This window comes from Pseudogemmobacter sonorensis (assembly GCF_042762395.1).
GTDB classification, from domain to species: domain Bacteria; phylum Pseudomonadota; class Alphaproteobacteria; order Rhodobacterales; family Rhodobacteraceae; genus Pseudogemmobacter; species Pseudogemmobacter sonorensis.
Genome location: NZ_JBEFZE010000006.1, coordinates 162,339 through 176,067, shown reverse-complemented (window position 1 = coordinate 176,067; position 13,729 = coordinate 162,339). Strand labels below are relative to the sequence as shown.

Sequence of the window (13,729 nt, the reverse complement as noted above, 5' to 3'; positions counted from 1 at the left end):
ATTGGCGGATGTTCAAGAAGTTCCGTGACAGCAGACCGGGAGAGCAGCCCCCCCATCCGCAGGATGTCCCGGCGATCGCGCCGCCGCCCGAGCCGCCCGAACCCGCCTCGGAGGCCAATCAGATCGCCCGCATGCGGCGCAGGAAGCTTGCCGAGCTGCGGCAGCTCGCGCATCAGAAGCTGCTTGAGACGCTGAACCTTTCGGCCCTGATCCAGGCGAGCGAGGCCGAGATCAAGGCCCAGATCGCCAATATCCTCAAGGAGATGCTTCCGGGACAGAATATCGCGATCAGCCGCTCGGACCGCGACAGCCTGGTCGAGGACCTCTATTACGAGGTGATGGGCCTTGGCCCGCTTGAGATCCTGATCAACGACGAGACGGTCTCGGACATCCTGATCAACGGGCCCGAGCAGGTTTTCGTCGAACAGGGCGGGTTGCTGGAACTGACCGACGTGCAATTCCAGGACGAGGCGCATCTGCGCCGCATCCTGCAAAAGATCGTCGGCATGGTCGGCCGCAGGCTCGACGAATCCACCCCCTATGTCGATGCCCGGCTTCAGGACGGCTCGCGCCTCAATGCGGTGATCGCGCCGATCGCGCTGGACGGCACGCTGGTCTCGATCCGCAAGTTCCGCAAGGACAAGCTCAGCCTCGAACAACTGGCCCTTCTGGGCGCCATGAGCGAGAAGATGGCGATCTACCTGCGCGCCGCCGTGGCCTGTCGGCTGAACATCGTGATCTCGGGCGGCACCGGCTCGGGCAAGACCACGCTTCTGAACGCGCTTTCGGCCTTCATCGGCAAGCGCGAGCGGATCATCACCGTCGAGGACACCGCCGAACTGCAATTGCAGCAGACCCATGTCGGGCGGATGGAAAGCCGCCCCCCCAATATCGAGGGCAAGGGCGCGGTGACCCAGCGGGACTGCCTGCGCAACGCTTTGCGGATGCGGCCCGACCGCATCATCGTCGGCGAGACCCGGGGCGACGAGGTGATCGACATGTTGCAGGCGATGAACACCGGCCACGACGGCTCCATGACCACGATCCACGCCAATTCCGCGCGCGACGCCACCAGTCGGCTTGAGAACATGGTCGCCATGGCCGGGATCGAGATCCCGCTCGCCGCCCTGCGCCGCCAGGTCGCCAGCGCCGTCAACCTGATCGTGCAGGTCAACCGCCTGCAGGACGGCTCGCGCAAGATCACCTCGATCACCGAGGTCACCGGCTGCGAGGGCGATGTGCTGACCATGCAGGAGCTGTTCTATTTCGAGCACAGCGGCGTCTCGCCCGATGGCCGGGTCGAGGGGCATTTCGCGTCTTCCGGCGTACGCTCGGCCAATGCCGACCGCTTCCGCCGCTGGGGCATCCATCTTCCCGCAGATCTTTACGGAGCGTGACGATGACTCTCTCTCTGCCGCTGGCGCTGATGGTCGGGGTCGGGTTGGGCTTCTTCGTCATGGCATTCATCTATGCGCTGGTCCTGCGGCGCCGCGCCTTCCGCGAGGCGGTTGTCCGGCGCTTTTCCGGTCGGCTGTCGGCGGGATCCGGGGAAACCTCGCCGGTCGATCCCGTCGCCCTCAGGCGCCAAGGCCCGCCGTCATGGTCGGCGCGCTTTCTGCCCGAGGCCTGGCGCGGAACCAATGTCGCGGCCTTCTCGGCCGAGATGCGGCGGATCGCGCTGGTGCTGACGCTGACGCTGACCACGCTGGTCGTGATCTTGCTCAACGCATTCCTGGGCACGAACATTCTTCTCGGCGCCGCCGCCGGGCTGATCCTCTCCGGGGCGGCTTGGTATCTCTGGCTCGGCATGCGTATCCGCAAGCGCCTGGCCCGCATCGACGAGGCGGTTCCCGAGGCGCTGGACATGATCGTGCGCTCGCTGCGCGTCGGCCTTCCGGTCGGGACGGCGATCCAGGCGGTGGGGCAGGATCTGACCGGCCCCCTTGCCGAGGAATTCGCCGAAACCTCCCGCCGGATGAGCTATGGCCAGGAGCCCGTCCGCAGCCTGCGCGAAATGGCGGAACGCTGCCGCAACCAGAGCCTGCGCTTCCTGGCCGCCGCCGTCGCGCTGCAATCGGCGACCGGCGGCAACCTTGCCGAGGTGCTCGAACGCCTCAGCACCATCGCGCGGGGGCGCCAGCAGTTGCAACGCAAGGTCCGCTCGATCACCGCCGAGGCGAAATGGTCCGGCCGCTTCCTGTCGTTCTTTCCGCTTGGCGCGACCGCGATGCTGCTTTCGATCAACCCGGATTATTTCGAGGAAATCGCCGACAAACCCTTCTTCATCCCGATGCTTTGCGGCGTCGCGGGCCTGCTGTTCATGAACATCCTGTTCATGCGCTGGCTCGTGAAACTCGAATGAGGCCGGGCATGCGGATCGTGGAGGGCATCGCATGAACTTTGCCGTCAGTTCCTGGCTGCTGCTGGGCAGCTTCGTCGGCTGCGCGCTGATGTTCTCGGTGGCGCTGCTGCTGCTCAATCGCCTGCCCGAGGCGCCGACCCGGACGGCGGCCAAGCCTGCCCCGGACGTGCCCCTGGTGATGAGCAGCCCCGAACCCGGGAATTCCGTGCTGCGCAGGCAACTCGCCCAGGCGGGGTTCCATCATCCGAAGACCGTGCGATGGTTCCTTTATGCCAAGATCGGGCTGGCCATCGCGGGGCTGCTGGCCTCGCTCGTGCTGATCCGGCTCGTGCCGACCCTGCGGGATCTGGGCCCCGTTCCCCGGATCGGTTTCCAGATGATCATGGCGGTTCTGGGCTATTTCGTCCCGGTCATGTTCGTCGACAGAAGGCGCGCGGCCTGGCTGAAGCGGATCGAACTGGCTCTGCCCGATGCGCTCGACTTCATGCTGATCTGCGTCGAGGCGGGCCAGTCGACGGATGTGGCGGTGATGCGCGTCGCGGACGAGCTTGCCCCGGTCCACCCGGAGCTGTCGGCGGGCTTCGTCACGCTGACCGAATCCCTCGCCGCGGGGGCCAGTCGGCAAGAGGCCTGGCTGAAGCTGGCCCAGGACATGGAAAACGACGATCTTCGCCAGCTTGCCACCATCATCATGCAATCCTCGAACATGGGGACGCCCGTCGCCCAGACCCTTCGCGTCTTCAGCGCCGATCTTCGCGACCAGCGTATCCGCAGGATCGAGGAACGCGCCAACATCCTTCCGACCAAGATGACGCTTGGCACGATGATGTTCACGGTGCCGCCGCTTCTGATCCTGCTGCTTGCCCCGGCAATCTACCGGATCATCGATTCATTCTGATCCAGAGCACCCAGCCAAATGCCAAGACAGAACACACAAAGCCGCCTGACATTCCGCTGGACCTCCGCTCTATGCGTGATCCTGGCGCCCACCCTTGGGGCGCAGCTTGTGCTGGGGGCGCGTCCCGCCCTGTCCTCGCCGGAGTTGATGCTGACATCGGTGATGATCTGGTCGGTGATCGTGCATTTCGTCCTTTTCGCACTTTTCGCCGGCAAGGCACGGGACAATTTCGGGCTTGCCTTGCTGCTCTCCGGGCTGGGCCTGTTCCTGCTGCCCGGCATGCCGTTGATGTGGGGGAATTTCCTGCCCGACGCCGACGGCTACGGCCGTCTTGATCCGCTCGCCGCCGTCTTCTTCTGGGTCGCGGGGATCGCGGCGGTTCTTCTCAGCCGGGCCGCCTGGCTCGCCTTCCCGCGCCGCCTTGCCCGGCGGCGGGTGGCGCTTGGCACGCCCGCGCATCTGATCGTCACCGGGCTGGTTCTGACCAGCGGCTTTCTGCTTGCGACCGCGCTGCGGCCCCTTGTCGCCGGAGACCCCCCGGCCCTGGGCCCGGTCTCGGAGGTCTCGGGGGCGGTTCTAAGCGCCCTTTACACCCTTGCCGCCTCGGCGCTGGCGCTTCAGGGGCTGGGGGCGCTGCGTGAAAGCGATGACGGCACGAGACCGGCCGCCCCCCTGGTCGTGATGGCCTTCGTCGCGGCGGTGGCGGTGCTGGCGCTTGCCCTGGCGCTGCCGGAGCTCGCCCCACCCGGCCAGGTCGGCGGGGTGGCGACGGTGCTTCTGGGCGGAACGCTGGTCGGTGTCGTCCTGTTGCGAAGGCCGGTGCCCTGGCTGGCGGCGGCCGCCCTGCTGACAGCCGCCACGCTTGCCTTCAACGCGTCGCAGACTTTGGGCGGGCCGGTCCTGCATTCGGTCTTCGCCGTGCTTTTGATCGCGATTCTCTTCAGCATCGGCCACGCGCCCGCGGGTCAGCCGGATCCGGTAGCCGAGGTGGCATTGCCCCCGCCCCAGGCCATGGCGCTCTTTCACGCCGCTGCCCAGGCCTGGATCGTGCGCATCGACCTTGACGAGCGGACCATCCGCTTCCCGGGCGGATCGGGGGATGGCCTGGGCCATGGCGATATCGCCAGGTTCGACGAAATCTTCTCCGCCTCGGACTATTCCGGGCTGATCGATCTTGTGCAGGTGCTGCGCGGCGACGCCCCCGCGCCCGCCACACCGATCAGCCTCCAACTGACCCGTGGGGGAGGCGCGGTCAAGAAAGAGGGCGGCCCACGCGTCCTGACATGCGAGGCCCATGTCCTGAGCAACCATCCGCCCGAGGCCTGGCTCGCCCTGGTCAGCCTTGAGCGGGAGCGCGAGATCTCTGCCCGGCTGCTGCGATATGAGCAACTGCTTGGCGAGGCGATCCTGCGCGAGGAGCGCCTGCTCTCGATCGCATCGCATGAGCTGCGCACCCCGATCGCCATTCTTTCCATGCTGGGCGAGGAACTCAAATCGGGAACAGACTGGGACGATATCGGCGCCAGCTTCGAAAAGACCCTCGACCGGATCATCGCGATTCTGGACGATCTGCGCGCGGGCAGCGGCGCGGGGGGCGGCCAGTCCGCCGTCACCGGCTTCACCATACGCGAGATGGCGCAGCAGGTGGTCGATATCTTCTCGGCGGCGGCGACCGGCAACGGCATCACGCTCGAATTTGTCGTCGGCGAAAACAGCGACACGCTGCTGCATTGCGACTACAGTCGCATCTTCATCGCGCTGTCGAAACTCGTGCATAATGCCGTCGTCCATTCGCGCGGAACCGAGGTTACGCTGAGCGCCTTCCTGACCAAGGGCATCGAGGAGGAACGCAGCGTCACCTGGCAGGTCGCGGACAATGGGATCGGCATCGCACCCGAACGGCGCGAGAAGATATTCGAACCCTTCGAATCCGGGGCGGAGAACCCCGAGGAACGGCCCGGGCTGGGGCTTTACACCGCGCGCAAGGCCATCCGGCTGATGGGGGGCGGGCTTGTCATCGACCAGGAGGGGCGCGGCAGCCGCTTCGTCCTGACCCATCCCGCGCGGGCCGCGAAACAACTGGTGAAGGCCGAGGAAAAGGTTCTGACGATGAATGACGTGACCCCCCTTTACGCCGATCGCGGCGTTCTGCTGGTCGAGGACAACAAGCTGGTGGGCGAGATCACCTCGGCCAGGCTGCGTAAACTGTTCCAGCGGGTGGACTGGGCCGAAAGCGGCGATGCCGGGCTGAACCTGTTCCGGCAGAACCAATACGACATGATCGTCGTCGACCAGTTGCTGCCCGGGCTGATCGGCAGCGAGCTGGTGCGCGAGATCCGCCAGACCCACAAGACCCTGCCGGTGATCGGCATCACCGCCTCGACGATGGGCTCGGAATGCCGCGACCTGGAAGAGGCGGGCGCCAATTACGCGCTTGAAAAGCCCCTCAGCTTCGGCCAGCTCAAAAGCCTTGCCGAGGAATTCTTCGGCAAGGCGCCGGATGCCGAGGGCTGAGACGGCGCCTCGAACGACCGGCTTCGGTCAAAGGCGCGGGCCCCATCCTTTTCACAGGCGCGTGTAATCACAGGTTGTATAATATCTCTTTCGATCTAGTATGACGCGCGGGGGCGTCGATCTGTCGTGGTTTGCATCATGAACGTTTTGCGGCGGTTCCTGACCGATTCCTCCGGGGCGCTTTCGATCCTTTTCGTCATTCTGTTTCCACTGCTGCTGCTGGTGGGCGGCGCGGCGACGGATGTCTCGCTGCTGAACGCGCAGAAACGCTATGTGCAATCCCAGGCCGACCTTGCGAGCCTGAGCGCGGCGAACCATCTTCCCGATCCGGTCGAGGTGCGCCGCATCGCGCGCGAGGTCGTGCGCAAGAACGACAAATACGGCACGATCACCCTCGACGACCGGGATATCCGCATCGGGCGATACGATACCGACACCGGCGAGTTCGTCCCCGCCCCGAACCAGGTCAACCCGGAATTCGCCTCGGCCGTGCAGGTCGGCGTGCCATCGCCCTTCAAGCCGATCCTGCTGTCGCCGGTGCTGAGCGACGAGCAGATCGTCATCCGCAAATCGGCCGTGGGCGTCCAGCGCGCGGTGGTGTCCTTCACATTGCGCAACCGTCTTCTCTCGCTTCACACCGACCGGGCGATTCTGGGCCGGGTCCTGGGCCCGCTGGGGCTGGGGCTGGATGCCGAGGTGCTGGGCTATATGGGCCTCGCCACCACGAAGATCAGCCTCAACAACCTTCTGGGCCGGATCGCCGGAACCGATGTCGGCCTGGACGTGCTGAGCTTCAACGACGTTCTCAATCTGCAGGTCGGCCGGTTGGACCTGCTGATGCATCTGGTCTCGCTCGGCGGGCTTGCCGATATCGACATCCTGCCCACCGCGGTGGGCGAGGGCTCGCTGACGCTGGGGCAGATCGTCGGCGCCTCGCCCACATTGCTGGGCCTGACGGCGGGGGACATCCTGCCCGATATCGAGGTGAACGTCTTCGACCTTCTGATCGCCATGGCCGGGCTGGCAGCCGACCCCGACGAAAGGCTGAACGTGGGCCTGCCCGTCAGCCTGGCCCCTCTGGCGGATGTGAACGTGTCGCTTGGCCTGATCAGGCCGCCGGTCATCGCGACCGGATATGTGGATGACACGCCGCCGCCGACCGCCCATGTGTCGCAGGTCAGCCTAGACATCGCCGCGACGGTGCTGTCGCTGACGCCCCTGACCGATGTGCTTTCGCTGGCGCTGAAGGTCGAGATCGCCGCGGCCGAGGCCTTTCCCCTTCGCCTGCATTGTTCGGCCAGCGCGCCCAACGACATATTGGCCGAGTTCCAGGCCAGCACCGCCCCGGTCGAGATCGCGGTGCGGCTTGGCGTCCTGTCGCAGTCCGCGCCCGACGAATCGCTCGACATGGACACGGTCGAGGTCGCGGGCAGTGTGAAGCGCGTCGCCGTCACCTACGGGGATTTCGTCAACCAACGCCCCGTGCCGGTGCCAAATCCGCTGACCCTGTCCGATTCGGTGGGCAGCCTGGCCGATTTGCTGGTCGAGCTGCGCGACGATCTGGTCCGCCAGTCCGGCACCTGCCAGACCGGCCCGTGGTGGAGCTGGCTGCTCGACGTCGTCGGCTGCGCCGTCAATACGATCGTTTCCGGCACGCTGGCGGCGGTCACCTCGCTGCTTATCCCGATCCTCGAAGGGCTTGGCGACGTGCTGGAGAACCTGACGGTTCTGGACGGAATCCTGCAAACCGTTCTGGATCTTCTGGGAATCGGCGTGGCCCAGGCGGATATCATCCTCGACAGCTATTCCTGCGGCACGGCCCTGGCCCGGTAACGCACCTGGCCGCCCCTTGGTCGGTGGAGGCTGTCTGGCCCTTGGATGGCGGGCCCCCGCCCGACAAAGACATGCCGCAGCCAGCGCCATGAACAGGGAACCGACAGGGCCGGAACCTGGCAACGGCGCATGACTGCGGCATGCCTCGAAATCGTAGCAGTGCCCTACTGCTATCTCAATTCGCACAGCCCTGCCACAAAAAAGACAAAAGTCCCCTTGATACATACTTTAGTTATAAACAGGAATCTTTAGGCTCGCGCACCGGGCCGTGAGGAGAGCATGATGCTGAGACTACTCAGAAGCCACGGAACCAACGAATCTTCGCCCGATGACGCGATCGTCCTGCGGGTTCCGATCCCGACCGAGACCGACGCCGCGACGGTCGAGACACCGAAATCCTCCTCGCATATCGATGCGCCGGTTTGCCCGAAGGGGCTCGTCCTGATGTGCGGCCAGATGGGCAGCCTGTCGCGCGACCTCAGCGATTGGGCCGAAAGGATGCGCGCGGTCGTCATGGTCGTGTCCGAGAACAACATGACGCTGGACTGGCTTCGCAAATACGCGCCCAAGCTTGATTTTCTTCTGGTCGATGCCGACTATCTCGGGGATGCGGAATCGACGATAGACTTCTGCCTCCAGGTGCGCCGCGCCACGCCGACGCTTCCGCTGGTTCTGGTCTCGAGCGAAATCCGGTCGCATGACTTCACTTGCGAGCGGATGATGGCCTGCGATGTGACCCTGAAACTGCCGCTGTTGCACAACGCGCTGACGCTTGGCGTGCAGGCGGCGTATCAGAACAACGAATATTATCAATCCACGCGCTAACCCGCAAAGATCGCGCGGCCTTTTCCCGCCCGCCCCATGCGCCGCGCGCTTCTGGCGGTGTCGCGGGACCCGACACCGCCCGCTACGCGGCATGGCTCTGCCCGATTGATCACCACCCTGTTCATACGGGTGGCGCCGCCGCGCCCTGGCACCCCTGCCTTTCAGGACATGGATCCGCCCGCCTGCGAGCGGCCTTGCCCCCTCGCGCAGCCTCAGACGGTTTTCAGAATGACAAAAGCCCCGAAAGGGCTTTGGCAACATCCTGTCCTTGAATGATCGAAAAGCATGGTTGAAGCGAAATCCCTTATGGGCAGATCGACTTCAGCGCCTGTTTCTTTCTGTGTAATTCAGGAAGTGATTGGTGGAGCCAAGGAGGATCGAACTCCTGACCTCTTGCATGCCATGCAAGCGCTCTCCCAGCTGAGCTATGGCCCCACCTTGAGGTCCCGCGCCGTTTCGACCATGCCGTCCGTCGCGGTGAGCGGCTATGTAGTGGCAGCCGCCCGGGGGTGCAAGCGGAAAATGCGCCCCCGGAAAAGTTTCACGCGCGCCTCAGACGTCCTCTTCATCGCCCGCGACATCGGCCAGATCGTCGAGCGACACATTGTCGTCCGAATCGTCTTCCAGCAGGTCGTCGTCGAGTTCGGTATCCTCCGAACCGGCGGCTTCGAGCAGATCGTCATCGGCTTCCAGATCGTCGACCAGCGGTTCGTCCTTGTCGGGCGTCGCGCGGGTGATGACCGAGGCGGTCAGCTTGCGGCGCGCGGATTCGATATCCACGACCTCGCCGGTATAGGGGCTGACGACGGGCGTGCGGTTCAGGTCATAGAAACGCTTGCCGGTGGTCGGGCAGACGCGCTTCGTGCCCCATTCTTCCTTGGGCATGGGTAGTCCCCTCACATTCGATGGGATGGCCGCGCCGGTCGGCGATATCGCCGGGGGCCATCGGAACGCTGCCCCTTGCCATAGCTGCGGGCGGCTGTCAAAGCCTTTCGCACCGGCGCGAACCGGCCCCGGCCCCGCCCCGGACCGGCTGGTCCGCGCGTCCGGGGCCCGCCACCGCATCCCATCGCAGGAGGCCCGAATGAAGCTTCTGCCCGGCCTGCCCGAGGTCGATGTCACATTGCGCCGCTCGGCCCGGGCGCGGCGCTTCTCGCTGCGGGTCTCGCGGCTCGACGGCAAGGTGACGCTGACCCTGCCCGGACGCGCCCGCGAATCCGAGGCGCTGGCCTTCCTGGCCTCGCATGAGGGCTGGCTGCGCGACACGCTCGCCGCCATGCCGGAATCGCGCCAGAGCGCCATCGGTTTCGGCACCATCCTGCCCGTCGAGGGCCGCGCCCTGCGCATCGAGCCCGCCATGGGCCGCGCCGTCCGGGTCGCGGAGGGGCGGCTGCTGGTCCCCGGCGACCAGCCGGGGCCCAAGGTCGCGGCCTTCCTGAAGGTGCTGGCGCGCGACCGCCTCGCCCGCGCCTCGACCCGCCATGCCGCAAGTGCCGGGCGCGCCTATACCCGGTTGACCCTGCGCGACACCCGCTCCCGCTGGGGATCGTGCACCGAAAGCGGTGCGCTGATGTATTCCTGGCGGCTGGTCATGGCGCCGCCCGAGGTGCTCGACTATGTCGCCGCGCATGAGGTGGCACATCTGATCGAGATGAACCACTCGCCCGCCTTCTGGGCCGTGGTCACCCGGCTCTGCCCCGACTGGAAACGCCATCGCGGCTGGCTTCGCAATCAGGGGCAGGACCTTCATCGCTACCGCTTCGGGGATTGACCCGCGCCCGGGCCGGGTGTTCCCTCACCGCATGAGCCTGACCATCCGTCCGCCCGATCCGAACGCCGCCGCGCATGAACGGCTTTACCGCAGCCTGCGCCAGCAGGTCATGCATGGCGAGATCCTGCCCGGCCAGGCGCTGACGCTGCGCGGGATCGGGCGACAGTTCGGCGTCTCGATGACGCCCGCGCGCGAGGCGGTGCGACGGCTGGTGGCCGAGGGCGCGCTGACGCTTTCCTCCTCGGGCAGGATCTCGACGCCCGAACTCACCCCGGAGCGGATCGAGGAACTGGCCGCGATCCGCGCCATGATGGAGCCGGAGATGGCCGCCCGCGCCCTGCCGCGCGCCCATTTCGCGCTGATCGAGCGGCTGGCCGCGATCAACAGCATGAATGCCGAGGCCGTGCAGCGCCAGGATGCCGTGGCCTATGTCCGCACCAATCTGGAATTCCACCGCATGCTCTATCTGCGCGCCCAGACCCCGGCCATGCTCGCGATCTGCGAGACGGTCTGGCTGCAGCTTGGCCCGACCATGCGCGCGCTTTACGCCCGGCTGCGCCGACAAGAGGCGCCGCCCTATCACCGCATGATCCTGGCCGCGCTGAAGGCCGGGGACGAACCGGGCCTGCGCCTTGCGGTGCGCACCGATGTGACGCAGGGCCTGCGCCATCTGGCCGGATAGGAAGGGGGGCACGGGAATGCCCGGCGCCGAAATCCTTCGGGATGGCGTCATTTCCGCGCCGGGGGTCGCATTACGCCCTCGACCGCCCCGCCGTCTCGGGGCAATTTGCGCGGGCAACATCCGGGGGCGCCCTGCCCCCGCCCCTGATCCGAAAGACCGCCCATGTCCCGCTTCGCCCTGCGCGTCACCTGCCAGTCCACCCGGGGGATCGTCGCCGCGATCTCCAGCTTCCTTGCCGCCAAGGGCTGCAACATCACCGACAGCGCCCAGTTCGACGATGCGGGCACCGGGCGCTTCTTCATGCGGGTCAGCTTCCTCAGCGAAGAGGGCCGCAGCCTTGACGCGCTGCGCGAGGAATTCGCGCCGGTGGCGCAGGAATTCGGCATGGAGGCCGATTTCTCGGACGAGGCCCGCAAGCGCCGCGTCGTCATCATGGTCTCGCGCTTCGGGCATTGCCTGAACGACCTGCTCTACCGCTGGCGCATCGGCGCGCTGCCGATCGACATCGTGGCGGTGATCTCGAACCACATGGACTACCAGAAGGTGGTGGTGAACCACGACATCCCCTTCCACTGCATCAAGGTCACCAAGGAGAACAAGCCCCAGGCCGAGGCCGAACAGATGCGCGTCCTGCGCGAAAGCGGGGCCGAACTGGTGGTGCTGGCGCGTTACATGCAGGTGCTGTCGGATCAGATGTGCCGCGAAATGTCGGGGCGGATCATCAACATCCACCATTCCTTCCTGCCCAGTTTCAAGGGCGCCAATCCCTACAAGCAGGCGTTCGAGCGCGGGGTGAAACTGATCGGCGCGACCTCGCATTACGTCACCGCCGACCTGGACGAAGGCCCGATCATCGAGCAGGACATCGTCCGCATCACCCATGCCCAGAGTGCCGAGGATTACGTCAGCCTCGGCCGCGATGTCGAGGCCTCGGTACTGGCACGCGCGATCCATGCCCATGTCAATGGCCGCGTCTTCGTGAACGGCAACAAGACCGTGGTCTTTCCCGCCTCGCCCGGCTCCTACGCCTCGGAACGGATGGGCTGAGGGGCCGCCCCCTCCGCCCCGGCGCCCGCGGCCTCGCCCTGCGCGATGGCCATGCTTTTCACCACCGCGTTCAGCCGCAGCCCCCCGGCCAGCCCCAGCGCCCGGGCCGAGCGCCGCGTGACCCGCGACAGCAGCACCTCGCCCCCCGCGAGCGACAGCCGCACCAGCACGGATGCGCCCTCCTCGTGCAGGTCGATCACGGTCGCGGGCAGGATGTTCAGCGCCGAGATGCCGCGCGGCGCCTCCAGCGCCAGCATCACGTCCTGGGCAAGGATCCGCAGCCGGATCCGCCCCCCCTTCACCGCCCCGGGCAGCCAGATCGGCCCGGCGGCGGTCGAAAGCCGGGTCAGCCCGTCCTCCTCGGCCTCGACCCGCGCCTCGATCAGCGCGCCCGCCTCGCGGGGCCCAAGCGCGGGGGCCGAGGCCGGATCGCCCAGCACATCCGCCGTCGGCCCCGCCACCGTCACCTTTCCCGCCGTCATCAGGACGGTCGTCGTCGCCAGCCGCGCCACCTCGGCCAGGGAATGGCTGACGTAAAGGATCGGCAGGTGCAATTCGTCGCGCAGCCGCTCAAGATAGGGCAGGATCTCGGCCTTGCGGGCCTCGTCCAGCGCCGCCAGCGGCTCGTCCATCAAAAGCATGCCGGGGGCGGAGAGGATGGCCCGGCCAAGCGCGACCCGGCTTTTCTCGCCCCCCGACAACGTGCCGGGGCGCCGCGCCAGCAGCGCACCGATACCCAGCATCTCGGTGATGCGGTCGAAATCGGCGCGCGGCGCGGATTTCGGCGCGAACCAGCCGCCGTAAAGCAGGTTCTGGTGCACGCTCAGATGCGGGAAAAGCCGCGCGTCCTGGAACACATAGCCGATGCGGCGGCGATGCGGCGGCAGCCAGATGCGGGCCTGGCTGTCCAGAAGCACCCGCCCGTCCAGCGCGATCCGCCCCCGGTCCGGGCGCAAAAGCCCCGCCACCGCATTGACCACCGTGGTCTTGCCCGAGCCCGACCGCCCGAACAGCGCCGTGACGCCGGGCGGGGCTTCGAAATCGACCTCAAGCGCAAGGCCGGGAAAACGGTGACGAAGCGAAACCGAAAGCGTCATCGGCCCGAAATCCTTCTGGCCACGATGCGCGACACCCATTCCGACAGCAAAAGCGCCGTCATCGCGATGGCGATCGCCACCATGACCAGCCGCGCCGCCTGCGGCTCGCCCCCCGGAACCTGAAGAAAGGCGTAGATCGCCGAGGGCAGGGTCTGGGTCTGGCCCGGGATGTTCGAGACGAAGGTGATCGTCGCGCCGAACTCTCCCATCGCCTTGGCGAAGGCAAGGATCGCCCCCGCGATGATCCCGGGCAGGATCAAGGGCAGCGTCACCGTCGCGAAGACCCAGGGCCGCGAGGCCCCCAGCGTGGCCGAGGCCTGCTCCAGCTTCGGATCCACCGCCTCGATCGCCAGCCGGATCGCGCGAACCATCAGCGGAAAGGCCATGACCGCGGCGGCCAGGGCGGCGCCGGTCCAGCGGAAGGCGAAGACGATTCCGAACCACTGGTCCAGATATTGCCCGACCCAGCCCCGGCGCCCGAAGGTCAAGAGCAGCAGATAGCCGGTGACCACCGGCGGCAGGATCAGCGGCAGGTGGACGATCCCGTTCAGGATCTGCTTGCCCGGGAAATTCCACCGCGCCAGCGCATGGGCGACCAAAAGCCCAAGCGGCAGGCTGCACAGGGTCGCCCAGAACGAGACGCGCAGCGACAATGCCATCGCGCGCCATTCCTCGGGGGTCAGCCAGTCCGTCACCGCCT

12 protein-coding genes and 1 tRNA gene are annotated in these 13,729 nt (G+C 66.6%); 9 read left to right on the top strand and 4 right to left on the bottom strand.

Going from position 1 to position 13,729, the window contains the following annotated elements:
• Nucleotides 1–8: 8 nt before the first annotated feature.
• From ABNX41_RS07230 to ABNX41_RS07205, 6 genes are all read left to right on the top strand, one after another.
• A complete protein-coding gene (locus ABNX41_RS07230) occupies nt 9–1,397 on the top strand; it encodes a TadA family conjugal transfer-associated ATPase (protein ID WP_438669045.1) in 1,389 nt (462 codons plus the stop codon).
• 2 nt (nt 1,398–1,399) lie between these two features.
• Nucleotides 1,400–2,362 (top strand): type II secretion system F family protein, encoded by a 963-nt coding sequence (locus ABNX41_RS07225; RefSeq protein WP_438669044.1) that lies wholly within the window; start codon nt 1,400–1,402, stop codon nt 2,360–2,362.
• 31 nt (nt 2,363–2,393) lie between these two features.
• Entirely contained in the window at nt 2,394–3,260 is an 867-nt protein-coding gene (locus ABNX41_RS07220) for a type II secretion system F family protein (protein ID WP_438669043.1), read from the top strand.
• Nucleotides 3,261–3,278: 18 nt separating this feature from the next.
• A complete protein-coding gene (locus tag ABNX41_RS07215; RefSeq protein ID WP_438669042.1) occupies nt 3,279–5,774 on the top strand; it encodes a hybrid sensor histidine kinase/response regulator in 2,496 nt (831 codons plus the stop codon).
• A gap of 138 nt (nt 5,775–5,912) precedes the next feature.
• The gene (locus tag ABNX41_RS07210; RefSeq protein WP_438669041.1) at nt 5,913–7,607 is read left to right on the top strand and encodes a pilus assembly protein TadG-related protein; all 1,695 of its coding nucleotides are present in this window, start codon (nt 5,913–5,915) and stop codon (nt 7,605–7,607) included.
• A gap of 279 nt (nt 7,608–7,886) precedes the next feature.
• A complete protein-coding gene (locus ABNX41_RS07205) occupies nt 7,887–8,432 on the top strand; it encodes a hypothetical protein (protein WP_438669040.1) in 546 nt (181 codons plus the stop codon).
• A 359-nt stretch (nt 8,433–8,791) separates the two neighbouring features.
• On the opposite strand, the gene ABNX41_RS07200 is transcribed toward ABNX41_RS07205, so the two are convergent.
• A tRNA-Ala gene (locus ABNX41_RS07200) sits at nt 8,792–8,867 on the bottom strand.
• 117 nt (nt 8,868–8,984) lie between these two features.
• Entirely contained in the window at nt 8,985–9,317 is a 333-nt protein-coding gene (locus ABNX41_RS07195; RefSeq protein WP_438669039.1) for a TIGR02300 family protein, read from the bottom strand.
• A gap of 199 nt (nt 9,318–9,516) precedes the next feature.
• On the opposite strand from ABNX41_RS07195, the gene ABNX41_RS07190 reads away from it, so the two are divergent.
• The 3 genes from ABNX41_RS07190 to purU all read left to right on the top strand — a co-directional run bounded on the left by ABNX41_RS07190 (nt 9,517) and on the right by purU (nt 11,932).
• A complete protein-coding gene (locus ABNX41_RS07190) occupies nt 9,517–10,203 on the top strand; it encodes a M48 family metallopeptidase (protein WP_438669038.1) in 687 nt (228 codons plus the stop codon).
• A gap of 31 nt (nt 10,204–10,234) precedes the next feature.
• The gene (locus ABNX41_RS07185; RefSeq protein ID WP_438669037.1) at nt 10,235–10,885 is read left to right on the top strand and encodes a GntR family transcriptional regulator; all 651 of its coding nucleotides are present in this window, start codon (nt 10,235–10,237) and stop codon (nt 10,883–10,885) included.
• A 162-nt stretch (nt 10,886–11,047) separates the two neighbouring features.
• A complete protein-coding gene (purU, locus tag ABNX41_RS07180; protein WP_438669036.1) occupies nt 11,048–11,932 on the top strand; it encodes a formyltetrahydrofolate deformylase in 885 nt (294 codons plus the stop codon).
• Here purU and modC read toward each other — a convergent pair.
• Together modC and modB are read right to left on the bottom strand one after the other, a co-directional pair.
• The gene (modC, locus tag ABNX41_RS07175; RefSeq protein ID WP_438669035.1) at nt 11,908–13,029 is read right to left on the bottom strand and encodes a molybdenum ABC transporter ATP-binding protein; all 1,122 of its coding nucleotides are present in this window, start codon (nt 13,027–13,029) and stop codon (nt 11,908–11,910) included. The genes purU and modC overlap by 25 nt on opposite strands.
• Entirely contained in the window at nt 13,026–13,724 is a 699-nt protein-coding gene (modB, locus tag ABNX41_RS07170) for a molybdate ABC transporter permease subunit (RefSeq protein WP_438669034.1), read from the bottom strand. Before modB ends, modC begins: the two co-directional genes overlap by 4 nt.
• Nucleotides 13,725–13,729 lie beyond the last annotated feature (5 nt).